Annotated in this window: 23 protein-coding genes; 19 read left to right on the forward strand and 4 right to left on the reverse strand. The window is 33.3% G+C overall.

All coding sequences use genetic code 11. The annotated features are described in order from the left end of the window. Positions 1-181: 181 nt before the first annotated feature. Together erpA and CJP74_RS04480 are read right to left on the reverse strand one after the other, a co-directional pair. A complete protein-coding gene (gene erpA / locus CJP74_RS04475; protein WP_119497082.1) occupies positions 182-520 on the reverse strand; it encodes an iron-sulfur cluster insertion protein ErpA in 339 nt (112 codons plus the stop codon). Positions 521-845: 325 nt separating this feature from the next. Continuing rightward, positions 846-1,826 (reverse strand): hypothetical protein, encoded by a 981-nt coding sequence (locus CJP74_RS04480; protein WP_119497083.1) that lies wholly within the window; start codon positions 1,824-1,826, stop codon positions 846-848. 90 nt (positions 1,827-1,916) lie between these two features. On the opposite strand from CJP74_RS04480, the gene CJP74_RS04485 reads away from it, so the two are divergent. Beyond that, positions 1,917-2,810, forward strand: a complete 894-nt coding sequence (locus CJP74_RS04485) for an NAD(+)/NADH kinase (RefSeq protein ID WP_119497084.1) — start codon at positions 1,917-1,919, stop codon at positions 2,808-2,810. A 19-nt stretch (positions 2,811-2,829) separates the two neighbouring features. Further along, positions 2,830-4,536 carry a DNA repair protein RecN gene (gene recN, locus CJP74_RS04490; RefSeq protein WP_119497085.1) on the forward strand — a complete coding sequence of 569 codons (1,707 nt, stop codon included), beginning with the start codon at positions 2,830-2,832 and terminating at the stop codon, positions 4,534-4,536. A gap of 35 nt (positions 4,537-4,571) precedes the next feature. Here the strand turns inward: recN and CJP74_RS04495 are convergent, their stop codons facing one another. Next, entirely contained in the window at positions 4,572-5,435 is an 864-nt protein-coding gene (locus CJP74_RS04495) for an ABC transporter permease (protein ID WP_119497086.1), read from the reverse strand. A 243-nt stretch (positions 5,436-5,678) separates the two neighbouring features. On the opposite strand from CJP74_RS04495, the gene coaE reads away from it, so the two are divergent. Together coaE and CJP74_RS04505 are read left to right on the forward strand one after the other, a co-directional pair. Further along, positions 5,679-6,359, forward strand: a complete 681-nt coding sequence (coaE, locus tag CJP74_RS04500) for a dephospho-CoA kinase (RefSeq protein WP_119497087.1) — start codon at positions 5,679-5,681, stop codon at positions 6,357-6,359. Positions 6,360-6,373: 14 nt separating this feature from the next. Further along, positions 6,374-6,577, forward strand: a complete 204-nt coding sequence (locus CJP74_RS04505) for a DNA gyrase inhibitor YacG (RefSeq protein ID WP_119497088.1) — start codon at positions 6,374-6,376, stop codon at positions 6,575-6,577. Between the two features lie 9 nt (positions 6,578-6,586). Here the strand turns inward: CJP74_RS04505 and CJP74_RS04510 are convergent, their stop codons facing one another. Then, entirely contained in the window at positions 6,587-7,324 is a 738-nt protein-coding gene (locus CJP74_RS04510; protein WP_119497089.1) for an RNA methyltransferase, read from the reverse strand. 384 nt (positions 7,325-7,708) lie between these two features. On the opposite strand from CJP74_RS04510, the gene CJP74_RS04515 reads away from it, so the two are divergent. The 15 genes from CJP74_RS04515 (at position 7,709) to CJP74_RS04585 (ending at position 25,368) form a co-directional block, all read left to right on the forward strand. Continuing rightward, on the forward strand, positions 7,709-8,278 hold the full coding sequence (locus tag CJP74_RS04515; protein ID WP_119497090.1) for an Rrf2 family transcriptional regulator: 570 nt from the start codon (positions 7,709-7,711) through the stop codon (positions 8,276-8,278). A 377-nt stretch (positions 8,279-8,655) separates the two neighbouring features. After that, complete coding sequence (locus CJP74_RS04520) at positions 8,656-9,870, forward strand: IscS subfamily cysteine desulfurase (RefSeq protein WP_119497091.1); 1,215 nt, start codon at positions 8,656-8,658, stop codon at positions 9,868-9,870. Positions 9,871-9,898: 28 nt separating this feature from the next. Next, positions 9,899-10,282 (forward strand): Fe-S cluster assembly scaffold IscU, encoded by a 384-nt coding sequence (gene iscU / locus CJP74_RS04525; RefSeq protein ID WP_119497092.1) that lies wholly within the window; start codon positions 9,899-9,901, stop codon positions 10,280-10,282. 105 nt (positions 10,283-10,387) lie between these two features. Next, positions 10,388-10,711 carry an iron-sulfur cluster assembly protein IscA gene (gene iscA, locus CJP74_RS04530; protein ID WP_119497093.1) on the forward strand — a complete coding sequence of 108 codons (324 nt, stop codon included), beginning with the start codon at positions 10,388-10,390 and terminating at the stop codon, positions 10,709-10,711. After that, the gene (hscB, locus tag CJP74_RS04535) at positions 10,704-11,225 is read left to right on the forward strand and encodes a Fe-S protein assembly co-chaperone HscB (protein WP_222986930.1); all 522 of its coding nucleotides are present in this window, start codon (positions 10,704-10,706) and stop codon (positions 11,223-11,225) included. The genes iscA and hscB overlap by 8 nt, the downstream gene beginning before the upstream one ends. 4 nt (positions 11,226-11,229) lie before the next feature. Continuing rightward, positions 11,230-13,188 carry a Fe-S protein assembly chaperone HscA gene (gene hscA, locus CJP74_RS04540; protein ID WP_119497095.1) on the forward strand — a complete coding sequence of 653 codons (1,959 nt, stop codon included), beginning with the start codon at positions 11,230-11,232 and terminating at the stop codon, positions 13,186-13,188. An 11-nt stretch (positions 13,189-13,199) separates the two neighbouring features. After that, positions 13,200-13,538: an ISC system 2Fe-2S type ferredoxin gene (fdx, locus tag CJP74_RS04545; protein ID WP_119497096.1), complete on the forward strand. Its 339-nt coding sequence runs from the start codon at positions 13,200-13,202 to the stop codon at positions 13,536-13,538. An 80-nt stretch (positions 13,539-13,618) separates the two neighbouring features. Continuing rightward, the gene (locus CJP74_RS04550) at positions 13,619-14,809 is read left to right on the forward strand and encodes an RluA family pseudouridine synthase (RefSeq protein ID WP_119497097.1); all 1,191 of its coding nucleotides are present in this window, start codon (positions 13,619-13,621) and stop codon (positions 14,807-14,809) included. 823 nt (positions 14,810-15,632) lie between these two features. Further along, the gene (locus tag CJP74_RS04555) at positions 15,633-19,190 is read left to right on the forward strand and encodes an Rne/Rng family ribonuclease (RefSeq protein WP_119497098.1); all 3,558 of its coding nucleotides are present in this window, start codon (positions 15,633-15,635) and stop codon (positions 19,188-19,190) included. A gap of 71 nt (positions 19,191-19,261) precedes the next feature. After that, complete coding sequence (gene aroA, locus CJP74_RS04560; protein ID WP_119497099.1) at positions 19,262-20,599, forward strand: 3-phosphoshikimate 1-carboxyvinyltransferase; 1,338 nt, start codon at positions 19,262-19,264, stop codon at positions 20,597-20,599. A 9-nt stretch (positions 20,600-20,608) separates the two neighbouring features. After that, complete coding sequence (gene cmk / locus CJP74_RS04565) at positions 20,609-21,298, forward strand: (d)CMP kinase (protein ID WP_119497100.1); 690 nt, start codon at positions 20,609-20,611, stop codon at positions 21,296-21,298. Positions 21,299-21,458: 160 nt separating this feature from the next. After that, positions 21,459-23,063 carry a 30S ribosomal protein S1 gene (rpsA, locus tag CJP74_RS04570; RefSeq protein WP_119497101.1) on the forward strand — a complete coding sequence of 535 codons (1,605 nt, stop codon included), beginning with the start codon at positions 21,459-21,461 and terminating at the stop codon, positions 23,061-23,063. A gap of 12 nt (positions 23,064-23,075) precedes the next feature. Next, positions 23,076-23,381: an HU family DNA-binding protein gene (locus CJP74_RS04575; protein WP_119497102.1), complete on the forward strand. Its 306-nt coding sequence runs from the start codon at positions 23,076-23,078 to the stop codon at positions 23,379-23,381. 261 nt (positions 23,382-23,642) lie between these two features. After that, on the forward strand, positions 23,643-24,677 hold the full coding sequence (locus CJP74_RS04580) for a methionine ABC transporter ATP-binding protein (protein ID WP_119497103.1): 1,035 nt from the start codon (positions 23,643-23,645) through the stop codon (positions 24,675-24,677). Between the two features lies 1 nt (position 24,678). Continuing rightward, positions 24,679-25,368 (forward strand): methionine ABC transporter permease, encoded by a 690-nt coding sequence (locus CJP74_RS04585; RefSeq protein WP_119497104.1) that lies wholly within the window; start codon positions 24,679-24,681, stop codon positions 25,366-25,368. The last annotated feature ends 699 nt before the right edge of the window (positions 25,369-26,067 follow it).

The raw sequence follows: 26,067 nt of genomic DNA on the forward strand, positions 1-26,067 counted from the left end.
CGCTTACTCTTTAATTTAATTAAAAAATAAAAACTTGTCAAAATTTTTTTATTAATATTTTGATTATTGGTTAAAAATCACAGAAGTGAGAGCTAGGAAGGTAATTAACTAAATAGGTCTAAATTGAGGATAAAAGAAAAACACTTTTGTGGACTCCACAAAAGTGTTTCTTTGTTTAATATTAAATTGAGAATGAAGATCCGCAACCGCAAACATTTGTTGCAGCAGGGTTATTTACAACAAAGCGGTTTCCCATTAATCCTTCTTCGTAATCAACTGTTGAACCAATTAAGTATTGCAGACTAATAGGATCTACAATTAAATCTACATCAGCTGAGTCATGATGAATTATTAAATCATCTTCATTAGATTTATCATCGAAGGTAAAGCCATAAGTAAACCCACTACAGCCACCCCCAGTTATATAAATTCTTAATCTGTATTTAACGCCTTCGGCTTCTATTAAGTTAGAAACTCTTTTTGCAGCTTTATCAGATAAAGTAATAATTGAGTCTTGCATATTATATTTGTCTACAAAAGTTAGGTTTCTTATTATACTCCAAGCTAATAAAATAATTGATGAGTTGTGTAAAAAGCAATAAATGCACCTATTTTTAATAAGAATAATTAGCGTTTGCTCCAACTCACTAGCTTTAAAACATAACCTCGTTTGTACTCCTAAGTCAATTTATATTTTAAAACTTTCCCCGAAAAAAGAACAGATAGCAGAGGGGGAAAATAATAATATAAGGTTTCTAACTTAAATAAAATCACTAATAATCAGAGGGTTAGCCTGGAGTTTACAAGTTTACAAACCCTTACATAAAGTAGGTGAATAGCCTCACTTATGGGGCAAAGTAGAGGTCTTGACTTCTGAACTTAGTAACTATACCTTTATAACCAAAAGCTTTACTACTTAAATATAATTGTCTAAGTTGACTTGGCGTGCTTAAATTTAGGTTATAGATGTAAGTAGGTTTACGTGTACTAAGAATTAATTCAGGATACCAAGAATTAATGATATTCCCTTGTTGTATTAAATAGGAGTGATCTATTACCACCTTATGAGCGACAGTGACAAAAGAAGTATAGCCCAGATTTACATCAGGTTTGTCAACAGGGAGTTGATTCCCCGCTTCAATTAAAAATGCCAGTTGATACTTTTTCTCTGTTGGACGGATTAAATCATTACGTAAATGTGACAAAATAATTAACGAAGGGGAAACAAAATTAATTCTTTGCTCGGCAATACCACTTTGTTCAACTGTATTAAAGGCTATTTTGCCAAGATCGAGGTTATTTTGCAGATATAAATTGTGAGCATTAAGTAAATTAAGCCAGAATATAAGATTTAAATGTTCATTATGCTGGAAAAATTCTTTTAGAGTTTGCCATTGATAATCTTGGCTAAATTTAACTTGTTTTAACTGTGCTAAAGTAAGTTGATTAAAGTCGATCTTGCCATCTTTGCCATACAGGCTATAAAGATTTGAGTATTTCTCTAAATCTATATTCGGAATAATAATCAATTGTTGATCAGCAGTCAGAGCTACATTTAACCATACTTGTTGTAACTCTGGTACATGTCCTAAAGTTAGGTTAGTAACTTGGGGTAAATTTTTAATAATCTCAGGATATTCAGGGCTATTGATAATTGCAGGGCTAGAACTAAGAGCCGTTGCAGGAACATAGACGCGGTAGTTAACCAGATTTTCATAGCTACGCGTTTGTTTTTTATTATCCGACAGATTTAAATGTACATAAATTTGCCAAAAGATAATGAGAAAAAGTAAGAGGTAAATTGTTTTAAGTAATAATCCTTTCATTATTATTTTTATCCAGAGAACTAGCTAATTTTGTGTATAATTATACCTGAAAAAAGACAATTATAATCTCATCGAGATATTGATATTTTTATGTTGAATAAAGAATTTAACACCTTTGCCATAGTTGGCCTTCCGAGAAATCAGCAAAGTTTAGTAACTCATTTAGAAGTATATAAATTTTTTCATGATTTAGGAAAAAAAGTTTATCTAGATCAACAACTCCGACAAGAGTTTCCTGATTTAGATGAACAAGTATTTGCCGATGAGCAAACAATCGGGGCAAATGCTGATCTAATTATTTGTATTGGTGGTGACGGTAATATGTTAAGAGCAGGATTACGTTTTGCCAAATACAATATTCCCTTAATTGGGGTTAATAAAGGAAACTTAGGTTTTCTTACGGATATAGATCCATATGGAGTTACAGACAGCTTAGAACGTTTATTAAATAAAGATAACGTTTATATCGAAGAAAGAAATACCATTGGCGTTTCTTTTTTAGAAAATGACGAATGTGGTCAAGAAGTAAATGTTTTAAATGAAATTGCCATTTTAGGGAATCGTGAAAACCGGATTGTAGAGGTTGAAGTTTTTGTTGATCGTAAGTTTGCTTTTGGCATGCGAGGAGATGGGTTAATAATTTCAACGCCAACTGGGTCTACAGCCTATAATCTCTCTATAGGTGGACCTATTGTCCATCCTTCGTTACATGCGGTTATTCTTACCCCTATGAATGCCCATACTTTATCGTCACGACCAATAGTAATCCCTGCGACTTCGGAAATAGATATCCTTTTTAAAAGAGATGTTACAGCCGACGCCGTAGATATTTATTGTGACGGGGTGTTAACACACCATTCGTTAATCACCAGCCAAATTACTATTAAACCAACAAATGTTACTGTAAAAATGGTGCACTTTAATGATTATAACTATTACAGTATCTTGGCAAAAAAATTAAATTGGGCTAAACGTCTATTTTAAATTAACAGGTCTATAATTTATGTTAACCGGATTAAATATAAATAATTTTGCGATTATTAAGCAATTAAATATTGATCTAGACAGCGGAATGACTGTAATTACAGGGGAAACTGGAGCTGGTAAATCAATAGCTATAGATGCCCTAAGTTTATGCATGGGGTATAGATCTGACGTTGGGATGATTCGTAATGGCTGTAATCAAGCTCAAGTAAGTGCTACTTTTTCTATAGATAAAAACTCTATAGCTTATGCATGGCTAGAGGAAAAGTCATTATTAGATGAAGAGCAACCAACCGAAGTAATAGTTCGCAGATTAATAAATACAAGTGGACCTTCAAAAGCTTACATTAATGAACATCCAGTTTCAATTTCTTTTCTTAAGGAATTAACGCAATATTTAGTTCATTTACATGGACAGCATGCTCCGCAATTACTCTTAAAAACTAGCTATCAATTAGTTTTAGTTGATCGATATATAAACCAAAAAGAGCTCTTACAGCAAGTTGAGACAAGTTATCAAAAGCTCACTAAACTACAAAAAGAATATGAAGATTTTCTCCACCAAAAAGAAAATTTTCAAACCACAAGATTGCTTCTTGAGTATAAATATCGTGAGCTCAAAGAATTAAATCTAGTTAATAATGAGTATGAAGAGTTAGAAAAAGAATATATGATTCTTTCTAATCAAGCTCATATTAAAGAATTAAATCAGCAGATTATAGATGTGCTCTCTGATGGTAATTATAACGTTAATAGCTTATTATCGCGAGCAGCTAATAATGCCCATCGTCTTTCTGAGTATGATAAAAGCTATCATAACCTTGCTACTATGTTAGACGAAGCTTTAATTAATATTCAAGAGTCTGTAGCCGAAGCACAAAATCTTTCTTCTTTTGAGTTTTCACAAGAAGATATGGAAAGAGTAAGAGAGCGTATGCATGCATACGACACTATGGCGAAGAAGAACAATATTCTTCCTGAGCAACTCTATTCTTACTATGTAGATATTAGTAAACAATTAAAGTCTTTACAGTCTAGTATAGGTGATCAGTCTGAATTTGAAGAAAAATTAGAAAAGGCTCAGTTAGACTATCAAGAAAAAGCACGCACTTTAAGTGATGCACGACGCCAAGGAGCAGCTAACCTAAGTGCTAAGGTTGAAGAGATAATGAAGGATTTAAATATGAAAGATGCACAATTTTATATTGATGTTATCTATGATCCAAAACAAATCTCAGAAACTGGTTCTGATCAAGTGCGCTTTATGTTAAATTCAAATCTAGGGCAACAAGCACAAGAGTTACATAAAGTAGCTTCAGGTGGGGAGCTTTCACGTATAGCTTTAGCAATTCAACTTTTAACGGCTAGTCATCTTGATAACGGTACTTTAATTTTCGATGAAGTTGATGTTGGTATTTCTGGAAAAACAGCAACGGTAGTAGGACGGATAATTCGTCAGTTATCAAAACGGATTCAGGTTATTAGTGTTACTCACTTAGCTCAAGTGGCGGCTTATGCAAGTAATCACTTCCAAGTAGAAAAATGGAATGAAGGCTTAGAAGCAAATACTAAAATGACCTTACTTGATCGCACAGGTCGAGTAATGGCTTTAGCAAGTTTAATTGGGCACGAAGATTTATCGCCAGAAGCGATAAAAAATGCAGAATTCTTACTTGATCAAAGTCAAAAAGATCCACAATTAGATTATGATCTTATTGAAAACTAATAAAAAAGGTTCTAGTTTTATACTAGAACCTTTTTTTAACAGATGTTTAATTTTTTTCTTAATAATCTGTTTACATAAAAGTAAAGAGCAATAATGATAAGAATAAAAAAGCTAATGCATACAAGTAAGTTAGCTTCAGGAGCTCCTAAGAAAGTATATCTAAAAGAACTTACAACATAGGCAATAGGATTTAATAAACTTAATTTTGCAAAGAAAGTTGGTAAGGTATTTACATCAAAGAAAATACCTGATAAGTATGAAAGTGGGGTTAGGATAAAAGTAGGAATGAAGTTAATTTGTTCAAAAGTATTTGCATAGAGTGCATTTATCATTCCTGCAAGACTAAACATAGTACATACTAAAATTAATACCACAATTGCCATTAATGGGCTGTGGACAGCAAATGTACCTGTAAAGAGAACGCTTGCTAACCAAATTAAGAAAGCAACAAGAAGTCCACGTAAAACACCTGCAATAGTAATCCCGATAATAAATGAGTGAACATTTATCGGCGAAGTTTGGATGTACTGAATAGTTTTAAAGTATTTACGCATAAAGGTGGTAAATACCCCATTACCAAAGGCTGCCCCCATAACAGGCATTACGAGAAACCCTGGAACTAAAAAGTTAACATAAGGGATTCCATTTAGTGAGCCTATTTTAGACCCCAAGATATAGCCAAAGATTAAGAAATAAAGAACGGCCGTACAAAACGGAGAGAAGATATTTTGAATCCATACGCGTAAATTTCTTCGTATTTCTTCATAAACAAGGGTTTTGATAGACTGAGTAGCTATTTGTCTTTTTGAGCGATAGTTGATCATGTCTAAATAACTACCTTGTTTTAACTTCTCTAGTTCTTGTAGATCTGAATCAGAAATTTTGATAGTTAATTTCATAGTTTTTATATTTATTCATAACTGTATAAAAAGTAAGCAAAGGTTATTATATACCATTAGAGATTAGAATAAAAAAAATGTTGCCAAACTATATCAATGTGAGAATAAAAATTAGAACAAAGCAATATAGAGATATCACTAATTAGACATTACTAATTATGGTTAACCATATTTCATTTTTCTCAAGTTAAGTGTACTCTGGTAATATGGTATAATACAGCAAAGAACAAATATTTTTATGTTATGCGTTTAAATAAACCAATTATTGGCTTGACTGGAGGTATAGCTTCTGGCAAGAGTACTGTGGCTAACATATTTCGCAATATTGGTGATTGTGACATAATTAGCTCTGATGATGTTTCTCGTGAAGTTATGCAACCTGGTCATCCATGTTATGATGAGGTAGTAAAAACTTTTGGCGAAGGGATTTTATTACCAGAAGATTCTACAGGACAAAGACCTATTGACCGCAAAGCATTACGTAGTTTAGTCTTTGGTACTAGTGAACAGGCAAAAGAGAATCTTGCTCTCCTTGAATCTATTACTCATCCGCATATTCGCAGTCGTGAGTTAGAACTGTTCAGCAAATCGGAAAAAGATTATATTCTGTGGGATGTTCCTTTACTAATTGAAAAGAAACTTTGGTCTTACTGTGATGAAATTATTGTAGTCCAGGCTAATAGACAGACTCAAATTCAAAGAGCCTTAGAGCGTGACCCAACAACTAATTTAAAAATAATTGTTGATATTCTTAATGCTCAAGCGAGTAATCAAGAAAGAGAAAAGCACGCTAAATACGTTATTGTTAATGATGATACAGTAACTATTAAAGAGTTAAGTCAAAAAGTAGGTCGTGTAAATAATTTAATTATGGAAGGAACTGTGAAAAGATTTCGTCGAAACCTCATGAATTTAAAATCTTAAGCAGTTACTAGAAAATGGAAGAAATAATTATACAATGTCCAAATTGTAAAAAGGAAATGGTTTATAGTTTAGATAATCCATATAGACCTTTTTGCAGTGAAAGATGTAAGTTACAAGATTTAGGTGCTTGGGCATCTGGTGAATATGCCTTAGAAGCACAACCTGAAAATGAAGCTGAGGTTGAACAATTAATCGAAGTTTTAATTAAAAAAGAGTAGTGTTAGAAACTACTCTTTTTTTATGTCTGCCGAGAGCATGCCTTGGAGAAGATCTATCTCTTTTTTGGTTAATTTAGCTTTTTTATAAAGATGTTGTAAACGCGGAATAACCATCGAGTGTTGAATAAAACCTATTTTGCGATAATGCTCTTCTAAGCGGGTAAAGTAACTATGGAAGTCTGCTTGACTTGCCATAGGTTCAACTTGACTAGTTTGTTCAACTTGAGCATGCGAGCCATTTTGCACTTGCAATCTAATACTATAGCTAACTAATAAGGTTGCCATGGCAAGATTAAGAGAGGTATATTCAGGATTAGCATCAATTACAACATGATAGTTGGCAAGATTTAATTCCTCATTAGTTAAGCCACTTTTTTCGGTTCCAAAAAGAATGGCGATTTTGCTTTGGTTGGCCTGTGCCCCTAAATCTTCTTGAGCTAAGGTTACAATGTGCTCAGGAGAGGTAATTATAGGATTTAAAGCTCTTGACCTTGCCGAAGTACCAAAGATAATTTTGCAGTCAGCTAAAGCACTGTCGAGACAGGTAAAAATTTGCATTTTGGCTAATACATCTGTTGCTCCAGCAGCATTTGCTATAGCTTGCTCGTCACTTATCGAAGCTTGCGGGTTGACAAGACGTATATCTGTAATCCCCATATTTTTTGCTGCTCGAGCAATCGAGCCTAGATTGCCTGGGTGAGTAGTTTTAAGATAAATAAGCGTAAATTGGTTCAGACTGATAGACATTTAAACTCACACAAAAAATATATAAATTTGTTATAATTAAGAATGTAGATTTAATCTCTTAAAAATTCTACGGTATTTACACGTATAATAATACTTAGTAATTTATGGGTATATTATAATACAAGTGTAAAAAGGGGATAATAAAAGTACCAAAAGATACTTTTTTTTACGCACTATAACCTAGTTTTTAGTGGGGAATTATAAAAAATTTACCTCTATTTCTAGTGGTTATAATCAGATTGGTTACTTTTGTTGCGATAGTTCATTGTTGGAGACAGGAATTATCATTGGTTCAAACACTTAATTTATTATGCAATAACCATTGTTGCGTAGAGGGAAGTGGTTTAATTACATAATAAGTTTATTTGATAGGCATTGAAATTTATGAAGCTTACTTCGAAAGCTCGTTACGCGGTAATGGCTGTAGCTGATTTAGCATTATATAGTTTTTTATCGAAGAACACTATTGTTTTAAAGGAAATTGCCGATAGACAACAAATCTCAATTTCTTATTTAGAACAATTGTTTGCTAAATTACGCAGAAAAGGCATTGTTAATAGTTTACGCGGGCCAGGTGGTGGGTACTTCTTATCAAAAGACATCGATAGCATTTCAGTATGGGATATAATTACCGCTGTAGATGAAACTATCGAGTTAAAACGATGCTCAGGAAATGGTGATTGCGTTAATGGGGAAAAATGCATCACTCACAATCTCTGGAACGAATTAACTAAAAATATTTCCGCTTACTTAAAACAAGCGACAATAGGTTCAATTATCCGTGACCACTTATCTGATGACTCAGTTAATGAAGAAGTGGTTGAACGCTTAAAATATTATCAAGTTGAACAAAAATTACGCAAAAATGCTAGTGCAATCCCACATAGAAACATTCATCGTGGTAAAGATGAACTATCAAGAATTCATATTTTAAACTTACCTCATGATGATTAGTACATAAAAAAGTAGAGTCTATTTGTTGAGACTCTACTTTTTTTATAAAAATATAGATAGCCTATGCTGAACAATAAATTTTGCAAGAGCTTGGCAAAATTATGTTGCAAGAGGAGAATTTTAACATTTTTTGTGTGGGATTTTGTTTTACTATTTGCCTTGATTATGCTATGATAAATAGTGATTTTTATACAGAGAAAAAGACTTGTAAGTGAAAAAATCTTAATTGCTGATAAAATTTAAAATGAAAATTTGCTATAATAACTTAGCAAACAAAGTGGTTTTTTATACAAATTTAGCTAAAAAAGAAGAATTTTGCCTAAACGCAAGCTTTAGCTAACAAGATTTCAAGTATTTTTTAGGAGAATTAAAGACATATGTCTCGCTCTATCTATTTAGATTATTCAGCAACTACCCCAGTTGATCCTCGCGTTGCTGAAAAAATGATGCAGTGTTTAACCCTTGATGGTAACTTTGGTAACCCAGCTTCAAGATCACATAAATTTGGTTGGGAAGCAGAAAAAGCAGTTGATGAAGCGCGTAAAAATATTGCGGATTTAATTAACGCTGACCCACGTGAAATTGTGTTCACTTCTGGTGCTACAGAATCAGACAACTTAGCTATTAAAGGTACAGCTGCTTTCTATAAATCTAAAGGTAACCACCTAATTACAGTTAAAACAGAGCACAAGGCTGTATTAGATACTATGCGTCAACTTGAGCGTCAAGGTTTTGAAGTTACTTACTTAGACGTAGATGAGCATGGTGTGGTTAGTCTAGAAGATTTAACTAACGCTATTCGTCCAGATACAATTTTAGTTTCAGTAATGTTAGTAAACAATGAAACAGGTGTTCTGCAAGATATTGCCGCGATTGGTAAAATTTGTCGTGAACGCAAAATTGTATTCCACTGTGATGCTACTCAAGGCGTAGGTAAAATTCCAGTAGATGTTAAAGAATTAAATGTAGATTTAATGTCTTTCTCTGGTCATAAAGTATATGGTCCTAAAGGAATTGGTGGTTTATATGTATGTCGTAAACCACGTGCACGTTTAGAAGCACTAATCCACGGTGGTGGTCACGAAAGAGGTTTACGTTCAGGTACTTTAGCTACTCACCAAATCGTTGGTTTAGGTGAAGCTTACCGTATTGCAAAAGAAGTATTACCAGAAGAAATGAAGCGTCTTAGTGACTTACGTGACCGTTTATGGAATGGTTTAAAAGACATTGAAGAAATTTACTTAAATGGTAAATATGATTTCTCTGCTCCTGGTATTTTAAATGTATCATTTAACTATATCGAAGGTGAATCTTTAATGATGGCATTAAAAGATATAGCAGTATCTTCTGGATCTGCATGTACTTCAGCTTCATTAGAACCTTCATATGTATTAAGAGCATTAGGTCGTAATGATGAGTTAGCTCACTCTTCAATTCGTTTCTCTTTAGGTCGTTTTACTACAGAAGAAGAAATTGATATTACTATTGATTTAGTTAAAAGTGCAGTGAAAAAACTACGTGATCTATCTCCTTTATGGGATTTCTACAAAAAAGGTATTTCATTAGATTCAATCACTTGGTCTGCACACTAATTTAAAAATATAAGAGGTTTTTTTAAACATGGCATACTCAAACAAATTATTAGATCATTACGAAAATCCACGTAACGTAGGTTCTTTTGATAAAGATGATGCAAAAGAAATTGGTACAGGTATGGTGGGTGCACCTGCTTGTGGTGATGTTATGAAACTAGAAATTAAAGTAAATGATCAAGGTATCATTGAAGACGCTAAGTTTCGTACATACGGTTGTGGAGCAGCAATTGCTTCATCATCTCTAATGACAGAGTTAGTTAAAGGTAAATCATTAGATGAAGCTCTTGCAATTAAAAATGAAACAATTGTAAAAGAGTTAGAATTACCACCTGTAAAAATTCACTGTTCTTTATTAGCTGAAGAAGCTATTGAAGCGGCAGTAAATGATTATAGAAACAAAAATAAATAATTTTATTCCCAGTCTCTATAATTGATATAGAGATTGGGTTTCTTTTATAGTGCTATATTAAAAAAGATATATCAGTATAAAATAATATTATGAAAGGAGCTTATAATGGCTATCACTCTAACTGAAACAGCTGCCGAAAGAGTTAAAAGCTTTTTAGCTAATCGCGGTAAAGGTATAGGCTTACGCGTTGGTGTTAAAACATCAGGATGTTCAGGTATGAGTTATGTACTTGAATTTGTCGATGAACTAAATGTTGACGATGTTACTTTTGCAGATAAAGGTGTAACTGTAGTTGTTGATAAGAAAAGTTTAGTTTATTTAGACGGCACCCAATTAGACTATGTTCGTGAAGGGTTAAATGAAGGCTTTAAATACGCCAATCCAAATATAAAAAATGAATGTGGTTGTGGAGAAAGTTTTAATGTTTAATCCATTTGCTCTCTTAGGTGTAGAACAAAGTTTTACTTTAGATAAAACTGAATTAGAAAACAAATACCTAGAGTTAATGAAAGCTTATCATCCTGATAAAGTAGCTGGTGTTGATGAGGCAAGTCAAAAGCTTGCTTTTATGACAAAGTCAACGCAAATAAATGATGCCTACAACTTATTAAAAGACGATGTAAAACGTGGTCAAGCTTTAATTGATCTACAAAAAGATCACGCCCATTTCAATGAAAATGTGGTAAAAAATGACTTTGAGTTTATTGTTTTACAGATAAATTTACGTGAACAAGCACAAAATTTATCGCAAAATTTTGTTGAAGCAGAATTTAATCAATTACAAGAGCAAGCTAAAAAGTTAACTCTTGAAAATAAAGAAGCTCTTAAGCAGGCTTTTAACGATAACAACTTAGAACTAGCTCAGAAATTAGTTTATCGTCTTCAATTTCTCGCAAAACTATCTCAAGAAATTGAGACTTTAGAAATGAATAATTTATTTTAATTTTATGGCGTTACTATCAATAGCTGAACCAGGACAATCAGCTGCACCACATCAACGTAAAGTTGCAGTTGGGATTGACTTAGGTACAACAAATTCATTAGTTGGCGTTTATCGTAATGGTACTTTAGATATTATTAACGATGAACAAGGAAGACCTCTCTGTCCTTCAGTTGTACGTTTTCTTGCTGAACAAGAACCAGAAGTAGGTTATCAAGCTTTAGAAAAAGCAAGTATAGATCCGCAAAATACTATTATTTCCGTAAAAAGATTTATTGGTAAATCATTGGATGACGTATTGAAAAATGTTCATAAGCTTCCTTATGAACTTACGGCTTCGACAAATAATTTACCAGTATTTAATACAGTTGCAGGGCAAAAGAATGCAATTGAAGTTTCGAGCTTGATCCTAAAAAAACTTAAAAAACAAGCAGAAGCTAATCTTGGGGAAGAGCTATATGGAGCTGTAATTACGGTTCCTGCGTATTTTGATGATACCCAACGTCAAGCGACTAAAGACGCTGCTAAATTAGCAGGGGTAAATGTTTTACGTTTGCTTAATGAACCTACGGCAGCGGCTGTAGCCTATGGGATTAAAACTGATCAAGACGGTCTGGTTGCGGTTTATGACTTAGGTGGTGGTACTTTTGATGTCTCGATTCTAAAAATAGAAAAAGGAGTGTTCAAGGTTCTTGCTACTGGTGGTAATACTAACTTAGGTGGTGACGATTTTGATACTGCCTTAGTTAAAGATATTGAAGAACAAATTGGTTTAAAAGAAGTTAGTTTAAATAAAAATAGTCAACGTCTTCTCTTAGAGTTAGCTATAGCTGTAAAAAAACACTTAAGCTCAGCTCCTCAAGTTAAATTAAGCGAATTAGCAGAATTTGCCCTTTTAAGTAAAGAGTTACCAACTCTCAATGACTTAACTATTACTCGCGAGCACTTTGATGCCCTAATTGCTGATTTAGTAAAAGAAACTCTACTTATTTGTCGTGCGGTATTAAAAGACGCAAATGTAGAAAGAGAAGAAATAAATGAAGTTATTCTTGTTGGTGGATCTACGCGTGTTCCATTAGTTAAAGAAAAAGTAAAAAAATACTTTGGTAAAGAGCCTTTATGCAGTATTGACCCTGATACAGTTGTTGCATTAGGGGCAGCAATGCAGGCTGACATCTTAGCAGGAAATCAAAATGATAAAGATTTTCTTCTTTTAGATGTTTTACCTCTCTCTTTAGGTGTAGAAGTTTATGGTGGACTAGTTGAGAAAATTATTCCACGTAATACGGTAATTCCAATTACCCGAGCACAAGAGTTTACTACTGCCCAAGATGGACAAACAGGATTAAAACTTCATGTTGTTCAAGGTGAGCGAGATATGGCAGAAGACTGTCGTTCTTTATCGCGTTTTACTTTAAAAGGTTTACCACCAAAAGCAGCAGGAGCTTTAAAAATTCTTGTAACTTATCAAGTAGATGCTGATGGTCTTCTAAGTGTTTCAGCTAAAGAGTTAACGACAAATATTAGCGCTGAAGTTCAAGTTAAACTTTCTTATGGTTTAACTGAAGATGAAGTATTAAAAATGATTCAAGACTCAAGTGAGTTTGCAGCTTTAGATATGGCTTTACGTAAACTTTCTGAAGCACGAGTTGAAGCAGAACTTCTTGTTAAATCAGTAGTACAACAAGTGCAAAATTATGGGGCTAAATTCTTAGAACCAAAAGAAGCAAACAATATTGAACGCAATGTAAATCGCTTACTAACCTTGTTAGAAAAATATAAATTAGATAATCTTAAAATCTCGACTCTTACAAATGAAGATAGTCAAAGATTAAAAGAGTATGCTAATGAAATTGACTTCTGGTCACAACAAGTAGAAGTTAGTACGCGTGACTTTGCTGCAAAAATCATGACTGAAAGTATTAAAGAAGTACTTACAGGAAAAGACATAAATGACATTAAGTAAGGGAATTTAAAATGCCTAAAATTACTTTTTTACCTCACGTAGAATTATGCCCTGAGGGATTAGTGGTTGAAGCTCAAACAGGAGAATCAATTTTAGATGTTGCTCTACGCAATGGAATCGAAATAGAGCATGCATGTGAAAAATCTTGTGCATGCACAACTTGTCACGTAATTGTACGTGAAGGTTTTGATTCGCTAGAAGAGCCTTCAATGGCAGAAGAAGATCAATTAGATAAAGCATGGGGCTTAGAGCTAGACTCACGTTTAAGTTGTCAAGCTTTTGTAGGTGAAGAGGATTTAATTGTAGAAATCCCACGCTACACTATTAACCATGCAAGAGAAAATCATTAATTTAAATAAATAGGCTATCTAAAGTTAGATAGCCTTTTTCATGTATAATATTAATAGACATTTTAATGTATGTTTTGTCTATGAAAAAAACAAATTCACAAAAGAAAAGAGTAAATTTGTCGCAAGATAAGAAAAACTTGCAAGCCAAACGAACAAATTTACAAAGTAAAAAAATAAATCCCAAAAGCACTAATACTTCTTCTGCGCGTTTAAAAAGCGAAGCTATTGTTAAAGAAAAAGAGTACCTTGATCTCGAACATAGAGAAGCATTTAAAGCTCCAGCAGACGTAGCTATAGGGCAAGAGTATCGCACCCCAGTTGTTGAACTAGTTGCCAAAGAAGAAGATCAAGATCGACGCATAGATAACTTTTTAATAAGTATTTTGCCAAACATTCCCAAAACTAACTTTTATAAGTTGCTCCGCAAAGGGGAAATCAGGATTAATAAAGGGAGAATTAAACCTGAATATAAAATTAATCAAGGGGATGTAATTCGTATTGCTCCGCTGATTTTAAAAAATACTCCTGATAAAAGCATCGAGCTTCAAGATATAGTAAAACTTAATTCGGTAAAAGTACTTAAAGATAATATAGTATATGAAGATAAGGGGCTGTTTATTATTAATAAACCTGCTGGTATAGCCGTGCACGGGGGCTCGGGCTTATCTTATGGGGTGGTTGAAGCTTTAAGAGTTTTATTTCCTAAAGAAAAACGTTTAGAGTTAGTGCACCGAATAGATAAAGAAACTTCAGGCTTGTTAATGGTAGCTCGTAAAGCAAGTGTGTTAAAAGCTTTACAAGATCAGTTTCGTAATAAAACAATTCATAAATCTTATCTTTGCTTAGTGCCGGGTGTATGGCAAGAAGACTTTGTTGATGCTCCTTTATTAAGATACGAAAAGCTTGGAGAAAGATTTGTAAAAGTTGACGAGCAAGGCAAAGAGTCACGCACCAACTTTAAACTTGTCCAGCTATATGAAGATAGCAATGGGGAAAAGTTTTCCTTAGTTGAAGCTAGTCCTTTAACAGGTCGAACCCACCAAATTAGAGTGCATGCTTTACATGCTTTGGCACCATTAGCTGGCGATTCAAAATATCAGGATCTCATTGCTACATCCTATTTACAAAAACTAGGTTTAAATCGCATGTTTCTTCATGCTTATAAGCTCAACTATATAGATCCTGAGAGTCAAGAGCGCAAAATTGTGCAAATTCCTTTAGCTCCAGAATTAGAAAATTTTCTTGCCAAGCTAAAACCTATTACTTTATAAAAAGTACCTTCTACAGCATGAATGTAGAAGGTTTTTTAATGTAAATTTTTTGAATTTTTGGGGAATTTGGAGTAAAATATAAAAGCATATTATCGGAATTTATGGTTAAAAAATGGATTTCGCTAAGGCGTTGAAATTTAGTTATTAATTTTATAAGAAAGCAAGTTGATTAATTGCTAGATTACGTCATTTGCAAACATTTAATGTTTTTTTAATTGCAGGCTACTAAAGCCTAAAAATTGAATTTTTAGTTTAATTAGTAGTATAAGAAATTAAACTCCTAGTTTTTTACACACGAATAAGGAGTTATTCCTCTGTGCTAGGAAAGTGATTTAATTTACTTTTCCTTATACTTTTGCCGTAATAGCTCTAAAACTAATCAGACAAAAAAATTAGTTTTAAACGACTTAAGTATATACTCGAACATTTCCATACTATTTAGTTTTGAATACTATTTCAGTAAGTTAGTAAGATAACAGAAGTTAAGGATTATTTGTTTAATCTTTTAGAGGAGTTGGAGAGGCTAAATAGAAAGAAGTATTTTCAGGGAGGTTTTTATATGCAAATTTTAAGCAATTTAGTCAACATAAGACTTAAAATGGGTAAGAAAATCTAATTTAAATATTCCTTTTATGGAAATTCATAGATTCATTTTTGCCTTTTGTTGTAATTAATATTAAACAAACGAAAATGGGTTTATGCCAACTTCTTAAATAATTTGGATGCTAGATCGGATTATTTTAAGAAAAGTACAAAATTAAGTACTTAGAAAAAGAAAACTAAGTTTGTTTCTTATACTACTTGGTTAGTTTTGATATAAGAAATGAAAAAAATGCTTATTAACGCAACTCAAGAAGAAGAGGTGCGTATTGCTCTGGTAGAGAATAAGAATCTTTTAGATTTAGATATAGAGCAAAGAAGAAACGATAATAAAAAATCGAATATATACATTGGTAAAATCTCAAGAATAGAATCATCTTTAGAAGCTTGTTTCGTAGATTATGGCGAAGGAAGAGACGGATTCTTACCATTTAAAGATATTCATGAAAGTTACCTAAGTAAAGATGGTGACGAAACTAAAGACCGTATTAAAGTTGGACAAAAACTAATTGTCCAAGTGGCAAGAGAAGAACGTGGTAATAAAGGGGCTGCTTTAACTACTTATATAGCTTTAGCTTCAACTTTTTTAGTTTTAATGCCAAATAGTTCGGATGTTGATGGTATTTCAAGACGCTTAAGTCCATATGAACGTGATAATCTAAGAGCTAAGCTGGCAGAATTAGATGTGCCACCAGGGCAAGGCTTAATTGTTCGTACTGCTGGGGTAGGTTGTTCTACCGAAGAGTTAAGATATGACTTAAAGATCTTACATCACATTTGGCATAGTATTACCGAATACGCTGAAAAGCATGACGAAGTAGGTATCTTACACCATGAATCAGAAACTATTATTCGTGTAATCCGTGACTATTTAACCAAAGATGTTGAAGAAATAGTTGTAGATAGCCAAGAAGCTTTTAATAAAGTAAACCATTACTTAAAGCTTGTACGTCCAACTTCGCGTCCAACCTTAACTTTGTTTAAACCTGAAAAAGCTAAAGATTTAGGGATTTTCTCAGCTTACGGAATCGAAGCGCAAATAGATACAGCTTTTGAGCGTACCGTAAAATTAAAAAGCGGTGGGGCAATTGTAATTGACACCACAGAAGCTTTAACCGCGATTGACGTAAACTCATCTCGTTTTACGCAAGGAGATGATATTGAATCTACGGCAGTTTATACTAACTTAGAAGCTGCAGATGAAATTGCTCGCCAATTAAAAATAAGAGACTTAGGTGGCTTAATTGTAATTGACTTTATTGATATGTCTCTTTCTTCGAACCAAAAGAAAGTAGAAGAAAGAATGCGTCAAGCAACAGCCGATGACCGAGCTCGTATCCAAACTTCGAGAATCTCTAAGTTTGGTTTAATGGAAGTTTCGCGTCAACGTATTCGTGGTTCGATTGCTGAGTCAAACAACCATGTATGTCCACGTTGTTGTGGTACTGGCTTTATTCGTGATAACGAATCTTTATCTTTACACATTCTTCGTCAAATTATTGAAGAAGTAAATAAGCGTACAGGACGTTTAGAAAAGCTTCATGTTATAGTTCCAAATGAAATTGCAGCTTATCTTTTAAACGAAAAACGCGAAGAGTTATCTACAATTCAAACTATCCATAAAGTAGAAGTTGTAGTAATTCCTGATGCCGCTATGCAAACTCCTCACTTTGAGATCCACCGTGTAAGACGTGGCGATCAAGTAAAAGACAAAGTGAGTTATTCACTTGTTGAGCACTATCAAGAAATTAATCGTGCTACGCAAAGAAAACAAGTTGCCAAAGAAAGAGCAGAAGAGAAAAGCTTACCCCATAACTTATCTTCGGTTCCTGACGCTTATGTACCTAAGACCTTTGAATCTCGTTTAGAAAAAGCTGACTTTATTCAAGAGGCTTTAGAAAAAGAAGCTAAAGAGAAAACTCTATTTGGTAGAATCAAGTTATTCTTCAAAAATCTCTTCAGTGCTAAAAAGAAGGAAGAGCCTGAAGTTAAAGCCGAGCCGACTCCACGTCGTAAATTAAAACAGCGTAAAAGTCGCCGTGCTAAAACAGTTGAAACAGAGAGTCAAGAAACTAAAGCTCCTGTTGAGCCTAAAGTAAAAGCCGAAGAGACTGAAAAACCTTTAAGCCGTCGTCAGCAACGTAAATTATCACGTATGAATAAAATTGCTGAAGAGCAGGCTGAAAAGAATGCTCAGAAAGTAAAAGGTAAAGTACTTGATGATGGGCATGTAACTGAAGAAGTATTTACTTCAACCAAAGAGCGTAAGCGTAAAGCTAAAAAAGTTATTGAAAAGGCTAAAGGAGAAATTAACCCTGCCCAAGTTAAGGCACAGGTTGAAGCTCAAGAAGCAAAAGAACGTAATAACGCTAAACCAGAGCAACCTGCAAAAGCACAAAAAGCTGTAGAAAGCAAAGAAGTAGCTGAACCTAAGGTTAAAGAAACTAAAGTAAAAGAAGTTGCTCAAGAAGAAGTACGTCTACGTGAAAAGCGTAAAAAACCTCTTGCAGATAACATAGAACGTTATGTTCTGCGTGAAGATGAGTTTGTTTTAAGTAAAGACGATTTATCTTTATGGGTTGACCAAGAGCAAAAAGAAATTGCTCAACCTGAGTGTTCTGAAGTAATAGCTACTGATAGCGACGCAGTTACTTTCTCACCAAAAGTGGATAACATACGTCAGCCTTCAACAAAAATACAAAACTTTATTAACTCAGATACTCAAAGTCTGCTTCCTGAAAATACCGAAAACTTTGGTTTAGAGCAAGAAGCAGTAGTAGAGCAAGAAGTCGAGAAAAAAGAAACAAAAGAACAAGACAAAAATGTCGCAGTTCCAATTGCTTCTGTTCCAGGCAAAATTAAAAGTGACAATTCTTCTCTGCTTGAATCGACTTCAAAAGTTAAAGAAAGTTCAATTAGCAAAAATCTCCGTGATGCGGTAAATACGACACCACAACTGGTTATGCCAATTTTTGCTCAAGTAAATGAAGTTCCGCGTATAGATCTAAGTGAGACAGAAGTAAAACCAGTTGAAGAGGTTGTTTTACCTGAAGAGAAACCTGCTCCAGTTAAAGCAGAAAATACTTCTTCGAACAATGGTCTCAGTGATTTAAATAATAACTTTAAATTACCTCAAGCAGCATATACGGAATTAGTAGAGAAAAATGTTGAGGCATATTTAAATTTCAATAGTTTTGTTTTTGATAGCTTAGCTATATCTAATCAAAAGCAGGAAGCTCTTAAACAACTAATATATCTGTATGCCACAAATGATAAATTGAACCGTCTTGCTGTTTTAGTAAGAATGCTCGGAGACAAAATCGAATCTACAGGGATACTGTTTGATGATCAAGGATATAGTTCCCTAGAGAAAGTATTTTTAGAAACAGGTAAAGATTTTGTTGAGCCAACTCAATTTAATGTATCTACTGCATATCTTGAGATTATTAGATTAACGTTATTGTTAAATTCAGAAGTTATCATGAACTTCTTTAATGATTTACCTAAATATCTAAAAGCAGATGAGCAATTGTTAGATAAAATTAAAGAGTTTCTCACAGCTTTATTTGATCTAAGAGAAGCATATCTTGCTTTATCTTCTCAAGATCAAACCTTAATTAATAATTTTACTTTCCAATTTTTCAATGGAGAAAAAGTTTTTAATCAGATTATAGAGTTATATCCAAGGGTATTAATTGATTTATGCATTCATACTTATGTAGAATTCAAATATCTGGAACATATGGTAAATACAGTACCATTAGAAACTTCATCTAATTAAACTCTACTCCTTTTTCTTTAAAATATTACATTTACGATCTGTGTAGAGATATGCAGATCGTTTTTTTATCTATGGAAAAATTAACTTTAAAATCATCTCCTCTAGCCCATGGTACCATTACTATTCCTGGCTCAAAGAGTCTATCGAATAGACTATTGCTTTTATCAGCATTAGCTAAAGGTACAACAAAAGTTACAAATCTATTAAAGTCAGACGACGTATATTGGATGCTTAAGGCATTAGAAACCTTAGGTATTAAATATCAAGTAAATGAAAGCCAAGATCAGGCTCTAGTTGAGGGTAATGGGGGGATTTTTACCTTAGACGGTAAATATGACTTATTTTTAGGTAATGCAGGAACAGCATTTAGACCACTAATTGCAGCTCTTGCCTTTAACCGTGGTGATGCTGAATTTACAATTCATGGTGAACCGCGCATGCATGAGCGTCCAGTTGGAGATTTAGTTGATGCCTTAAATGCAATTGGTTGTGAGATAGAATATTTAAACGAAAAAGGTTATGCTCCTTTACGTATAGTAACCAAAAAAGATAATAAATCTCTTGACCCTATTAGCATAAATATTCCAGGTAATATTTCGTCGCAGTTTTTAACTTCGATATTAATGGTGGCTCCTGTAATAGGCACGCAAGTAACAATCAACCTAACTAGCGAACTAGTTTCTAAGCCTTATATAGATATTACTTTAAACTGTATGCAAAAGTTTAATGTAGAAGTAGAACAGCTAGAAGCTTATAAAAAGTATGTAATTAAGCCCCAAAGCTACCTTTCCCCTGAAAAGGTTATAGTTGAAGGCGATGCTTCAAGTGCTTCTTACTTTTTACTAGCAGGGGCAATAGGTGGTGATGTTACGGTACAGGGTATAGATATGACCTCGACGCAAGGGGATAAGAATTTTGTCTATGCTTTAGAAGCTATGGGTGCCAAAATAAGTTTTGGCGAAGGTTTTATTCGAGCACAGAAAAACACTGAGCTTGAGCAACAAACTGGATATCCTTTAAAAGCAGTAGATCTAAATTTAAATCATATTCCAGACGCAGCTATGGGAATAGCTATTGCTGCTTTATTTTGCCCTCCAGGAAGTAAAACTATAATTAGAGATATTTACAACTGGCGCGTAAAAGAAACCGATCGCTTAGCTGCTATGGCAAATGAACTTAAAGCCGTAGGAGCTCAAGTTGTAGAGGGTGAGGATTATCTTGAAGTTGTAGCTCCTGAAAAACTAAAAGCAGCGGAGATTAAAACTTATAATGATCATCGTATGGCTATGTGTTTTTCCTTAGTTTCATTAAATAAACAAGGGGTAGAGGTTACTATTTTAGATCCTAAGTGTACAAGTAAAACCTTCCCAACATATTTTACAGAGTTTAATAAAATTCATGGTAAATAAGGAAAAATAATGGAAAAGCTTTTAATAACGATTGACGGCACCTCTGGAGTAGGTAAAGGAACCATGGCTAAGCTCCTAGCTGACAAATATAATTGTCAGCGTTTAGATTCAGGAGCTATCTATCGTGCGGCTGCTATATATTTAGGTAAGCTAAATATCGAAAAAGAAGATTTACAAGATCCTGAGGTTTTTGCCCAAGTTTGTGACAAACTGAAAAATATTCCTTTAACATTTGCCGAAAATGAAGCAGGCGTATTGCAAGTTTATCTCGATCAAGAAAATATTACCCAACTTTTAAGATTAGAGACTACAGCAGCCAAAGCTTCTAGTTTTGCGGTGATTCCAGAAATTAGAACCGCATTATTAGAAAGACAAAGAAAATTTGCTCTAGATTATCCTCGTCTTGTTGCCGAAGGTCGTGATATGGGAACAGTGGTTTTTCCTCAAGCTCAGATTAAATTTTTCCTTGATGCTAGCCCTAAAGCTAAGGCAGAACGAAGATATAAAGAATTATGTGAGAAAGGAGAAAAAGCTAACTTTGATGAGATTTTAGCTCTTTTAGAGCAAAGAGATTATCAGGATAAAAACCGTAAAGTAGCTCCATTAGTTCCTGCAAGCGATGCAATTATCATAGATACAACAAATTTAGGTATTGAAGAAACCTTTGCAGCTATAGAAAAACACCTGCAAGAAAAATAAATCTATAATTTTTAATAAAAAAGCTATTAATTTTCAATTTTTTATAGTATAATTAAAAGCTGACTTTTAATCGTACAGTATGAAACTGTATTTCTTTTTTCAACCCCTTCTTGAATGAATCAAGTAGGATGTTTATTTAATATATTTTTTTTAGTTTAACATGGAAAATTTTGCTCAACTATTTGAAGCGCAAGTTCTTAACACACCAAAAGTAGGTGATGTAGTAGAAGGTACAGTAATCGGTATTCAAAAAGGTTTTGTTATCGTTGATGCTGGTTTAAAATCAGAAGCACAAATCTATGAAGATGAATTCAAAGATGCTAATGGTGAATTAAACGTTAAAATTGGTGATAAAGTAGAAGTTGCTGTTGAATCATTAGAAAATGGTCAAGGTGACGTATCATTATCACGTAGAAAAGCTAAAACTTTACAAGTTTGGAAAAAATTACACGAAATCTACGAAAACAAAGAAACTATTACTGGTTACGTGTCTTCTAAAGTTAAAGGCGGCTATACAGTTGAGATCGATGGTATGATCCGTGCGTTCTTACCAGGTTCTTTAGTTGAATTACGTCCAACTCGTGAAGGTGCTAACTTAGAAGGTAAAGACCTAGAGTTCAAAGTAATCAAATTAGATCAAAAACGTAACAATATCGTTGTATCACGTCGTGCTGTACTAGAAACTGAAGATAATGCTGATCGTGAAGCATTAATTGAAACTTTAGAAGAAGGTAAAGTAGTTAAAGGTACAATTAAAAACTTAACTGAATACGGTGCATTCGTTGATTTAGGTGGTGTAGACGGTTTATTACATATCACTGATATGTCTTGGAAACGTGTAAAACACCCAAGCGAAGTTGTTGCTGTAGGTGATCAAGTAGAAGTAGTTGTATTAAAATTTGATAAAGAAAAAGTACGTGTTTCTTTAGGTTTAAAACAATTACAACAAGATCCTTGGGAAGAAGTAATTTCTAAATACCACGTTGGCGACAGATTATTTGGTAAAGTAACTAACTTAGCTGAATACGGCTGCTTCGTTGAAATTTTAGGTGGTGTTGAAGGTTTAGTTCACGTTTCAGAAATGGACTGGACAAACAAAAACGTTCACCCTTCTAAAGTAGTATCTTTAGGTGAAGAAGTTCAAGTACAAATCCTAGAAATCGATGAAGTTCGTCGTCGTATTTCTTTAGGTATCAAACAATGTAAAGAAAACCCTTGGGCTAAATTCGCAGAAACTTACACTCGTGGTCAAAAAGTAACTGGTAGAATTAAATCTATCACTGACTTCGGTGTATTTATTGGTCTAGAAGGCGGAATTGATGGTTTAGTTCACGTTTCTGATTTAGGTAACGGTTCTAGCGAAGAATTAGTACGTCAATTCAAAAAAGGTGACGAAGTAACTGCAGTTGTATTACAAATTGATGCTGAAAAAGAACGTATTTCTTTAGGTATCAAACAATTAAATGAAGAAGAATTAGCAGAATTTGCTGCTTCTACAAACAACCAAGCAGTTAAAGCTACAGTTGTTGACAAAGACGACACTAAAGTTAAATTAAAAGTTGAAGGCAAATTCGACGCTTTATTAAACATTAATGAAGTTGAAACTGCTAACGTTGGTGACGTTTTAGACCTATATGTAGTAGGTGTAGATCGTAAAAACACAGCTTTAAATTTATCTGTAGCACCTCGTGCTGAAAGAGTTAAAGAAGAAGAATTAAAAAATACAGCTTTTGCTGACGCTTTAACTCAAGCTCAAAACCAATAATAAATTATCATTATGCGCAGACAAGAGTTAGCTAATATCATTATTAGAGAACTATACGAGCAAAATGAAGAACTTGAAATTGGACTTGAAGAAGTTAACGCGATGATTTCAACTCTTTTACGTGAAATTGCGGTTTCTGTAGCAGAGGGTCGTATGGTTGCTATTCGTGGTTTTGGTTCATTCAAACCTAAATACTACAAAGGAAATACAAATTCAGGTATTTTCAAACGTAACTTAGTTAACGTTGATCGTCTTAAAACAAAAGACTTTTCAAGACCTACTTTCAAAGCTGGTAGTAGTTTACGTATTATTGATTAATACATTGATTTTTTAGTATTCGAACAAGAAAGATAGCCACCTCATTGCAGGTGGCTATTTTCTTATAAAAAGAAAGTCAATGCGTCTATTCGGCTTAATTTTATGAATATAGACATACGAAAATAAGCTGGTAAATATTTTTACATAAAAATGCACTTTTTTGTTGCTATTTGCTTTTTTAATATGCTATGCTAGAAACATAAATAGCTACCAGAAATATAAAAGGTTTATATGAAATATTACATAGGGAGTGCATTCTAAATGACTAATCTTGGAAAGCCTAAGATCCGTTTACAAAATATTGAAAAGTATTACTACGGACCGAAAAAAGGGCAATCGTTTCATGCTCTTAAGAATTTAAATTTGACTGTAAATGAAGGGCAAATTTTTGGTATTATCGGAAGATCTGGAGCTGGGAAATCTACTTTAATTCGTTTAATTAACTTATTAGAAAGACCTACCTCGGGGCAAGTGATTATAAATAACACAGATATTACCCAATTAAACACTAAAGAATTAAATAAACTACGCCAAAAAATAGGCATGGTTTTCCAGCACTTTAATCTTTTAAGTTCAAAAACAATTCTCGATAATGTTATTTTCCCATTAAAAATAGCAGGTGTAGAAAAAAGTAAACTCGTACCAAGAGCAACTGAGTTACTTAAGCTAGTAGGCTTAGAAGACCATATTCACAAATACCCATCACAATTATCTGGGGGACAAAAACAAAGGGTTGGGATTGCCCGTTCTTTAGCTAATGAACCTGAAATTCTTTTATGTGACGAAGCTACTTCGGCGTTAGACCCTGAAACTACGCGTAGTATTCTTGAATTACTTAAAGAATTAAGTGAAAAACTTAAATTAACAATTGTCTTAATTACTCACTCAATGGATGTTATTCGTGCAATTTGTGACGAAGTAACGGTGGTAGAAGCAGGTGAAATTGCTGAACAAGGCGATGTTGCTGAAGTATTCTTACATCCTAAACATCCAACTACCAAAAAATTACTATCTGAATCAGGTGTTGATGTAGATGCATGGCATACAGTAGAAGATGATTTTACAGGTCATGTATTTAAGTTAACTTATAAAGGTGCTGATGCAGGTCGTCCAATTTTAGCTAGAATTGCTTTAGAATTAAAAATTGAAGTTAATATTCTTCAAGGTACAGTTGGATCAATTGGGGACGTTAAATTTGGTCAATTAGTTGTCTCTGCAGATTGTTCAGAAGAACAATATGTGCGTTTAAAACAGTTTTTAGAGCATGAAAATGTGTCTTTTGAGGAGTTAGCTTAAGATGAGTGAGATTTGGGCATCAGTTTTAGGAATTTGGGATTTAATTGACTGGTTACTATTAGCCGAAGCTACATATGATACCATTCTAATGGTACTAATTACCGTAGCTTTTACAGTATTATTTGGCTTACCATTAGGGGTATTACTATTTTTATTAAGCCCAGGTCAATTATTAGAAAGTAAACGTTTATATAGTATAGTTTCTTTCTTTGTGAACGTATTACGTTCAATTCCGTTTATCATTTTATTAGTTATTGCTATTCCATTAACGCAAGCGTTAACTGGTACTACAATTGGAGTTAAAGGGATTATTCCACCATTAGTATTATCTGCAACTCCTTACTTTGCACGTCTAGTACAAAATGTAATTAGACAATTAGATCTAGGGATTATTGAAGCTTGTAAGTCAATGGGGGCAACTACTTGGCAAACAGTTTATGGAGCTATTATTCCAGAAGCTATTCCAGGTATTTTAGGTGCTATTACTGTAACAACCGTGAGTATTATCGGTTACACCGCAATGGGCGGGGTTGTAGGTGCTGGTGGTCTAGGTGACGTAGCAATTCGTTACGGTTACAACCGCTTTGAACCTGTAATGTTATGGTCTACTGTACCGATTATTGTTTTAATTGTACAGTTTGTTGAATTTACTGGTGATAGATTAATCCGTAAATTTGATCGTAAAAAATAATCTTAGTAAAAAATCTCGGCAGAAATTGCCGAGATTTTTTTATTTAGCTAGATTTTACCAATCAAAGCTTTATTTGCAAGAGACTATCCTTAAACATAAATCTATCCTACAAATATGAAATTAAGCATATTGCTTTTTTATTAGGGTAAACTACGCAACTAAAAGATAAAAGAACAAAAGGCTTTAACCCATTAAATGCGCTTGAGATACTTATAAGTCAGCTAGTAGGTATAAGCATAGCATAGATAGGAATTAAGCAAATAAGCATAGTTTAGATACTAATTAAGTAAATTAACAGAGCAAAGCCATGATATATCTAGCTCTAGAACCTTGTTTACTTATTGCTAATGTAAATTAAAAGCAAAGTTTTATCAAAAAGCGTAATAAGTTAAGATTATATTTAAGAAAATTATGAGGACTTTAATTTCTCAAATGCTAATTTTTTATTTAATTAATTAAGCATTTTTTCTTAAATAATTAATTAAATAATTCGAATAAATTAATAAAAAAATAAAAAAAATAGAGTAATTAAATTATTTTTAGAAGAAAAAAAGAGATTTTTTTACTTTATTTTTAGATTTAAAATTTACAAAATGCGTGCTCAAATGTGTCTATTCATTAAAATATTTGCAAAATTTGCATGATTTACGTATATTTTAAAATTTTTTTCTGAAAATGCTTGGCAAGTTATTTTTTTTA

This window comes from Psittacicella melopsittaci (genome assembly GCF_003585925.1).
GTDB classification, from domain to species: Bacteria; Pseudomonadota; Gammaproteobacteria; order Enterobacterales; family Psittacicellaceae; genus Psittacicella; species Psittacicella melopsittaci.

Coding starts and splice junctions, on each gene's coding strand:
- erpA (WP_119497082.1), bottom strand. CDS start 520: ATGCAAGACTCAATTATTACTTTATCTGATAAAGCTGCAAAAAGAGTT.
- CJP74_RS04480 (WP_119497083.1), bottom strand. CDS start 1,826: ATGAAAGGATTATTACTTAAAACAATTTACCTCTTACTTTTTCTCATT.
- CJP74_RS04485 (WP_119497084.1), top strand. CDS start 1,917: ATGTTGAATAAAGAATTTAACACCTTTGCCATAGTTGGCCTTCCGAGA.
- recN (WP_119497085.1), top strand. CDS start 2,830: ATGTTAACCGGATTAAATATAAATAATTTTGCGATTATTAAGCAATTA.
- CJP74_RS04495 (WP_119497086.1), bottom strand. CDS start 5,435: ATGAAATTAACTATCAAAATTTCTGATTCAGATCTACAAGAACTAGAG.
- coaE (WP_119497087.1), top strand. CDS start 5,679: ATGCGTTTAAATAAACCAATTATTGGCTTGACTGGAGGTATAGCTTCT.
- CJP74_RS04505 (WP_119497088.1), top strand. CDS start 6,374: ATGGAAGAAATAATTATACAATGTCCAAATTGTAAAAAGGAAATGGTT.
- CJP74_RS04510 (WP_119497089.1), bottom strand. CDS start 7,324: ATGTCTATCAGTCTGAACCAATTTACGCTTATTTATCTTAAAACTACT.
- CJP74_RS04515 (WP_119497090.1), top strand. CDS start 7,709: ATGAAGCTTACTTCGAAAGCTCGTTACGCGGTAATGGCTGTAGCTGAT.
- CJP74_RS04520 (WP_119497091.1), top strand. CDS start 8,656: ATGTCTCGCTCTATCTATTTAGATTATTCAGCAACTACCCCAGTTGAT.
- iscU (WP_119497092.1), top strand. CDS start 9,899: ATGGCATACTCAAACAAATTATTAGATCATTACGAAAATCCACGTAAC.
- iscA (WP_119497093.1), top strand. CDS start 10,388: ATGGCTATCACTCTAACTGAAACAGCTGCCGAAAGAGTTAAAAGCTTT.
- hscB (WP_222986930.1), top strand. CDS start 10,704: ATGTTTAATCCATTTGCTCTCTTAGGTGTAGAACAAAGTTTTACTTTA.
- hscA (WP_119497095.1), top strand. CDS start 11,230: ATGGCGTTACTATCAATAGCTGAACCAGGACAATCAGCTGCACCACAT.
- fdx (WP_119497096.1), top strand. CDS start 13,200: ATGCCTAAAATTACTTTTTTACCTCACGTAGAATTATGCCCTGAGGGA.
- CJP74_RS04550 (WP_119497097.1), top strand. CDS start 13,619: ATGAAAAAAACAAATTCACAAAAGAAAAGAGTAAATTTGTCGCAAGAT.
- CJP74_RS04555 (WP_119497098.1), top strand. CDS start 15,633: ATGAAAAAAATGCTTATTAACGCAACTCAAGAAGAAGAGGTGCGTATT.
- aroA (WP_119497099.1), top strand. CDS start 19,262: ATGGAAAAATTAACTTTAAAATCATCTCCTCTAGCCCATGGTACCATT.
- cmk (WP_119497100.1), top strand. CDS start 20,609: ATGGAAAAGCTTTTAATAACGATTGACGGCACCTCTGGAGTAGGTAAA.
- rpsA (WP_119497101.1), top strand. CDS start 21,459: ATGGAAAATTTTGCTCAACTATTTGAAGCGCAAGTTCTTAACACACCA.
- CJP74_RS04575 (WP_119497102.1), top strand. CDS start 23,076: ATGCGCAGACAAGAGTTAGCTAATATCATTATTAGAGAACTATACGAG.
- CJP74_RS04580 (WP_119497103.1), top strand. CDS start 23,643: ATGACTAATCTTGGAAAGCCTAAGATCCGTTTACAAAATATTGAAAAG.
- CJP74_RS04585 (WP_119497104.1), top strand. CDS start 24,679: ATGAGTGAGATTTGGGCATCAGTTTTAGGAATTTGGGATTTAATTGAC.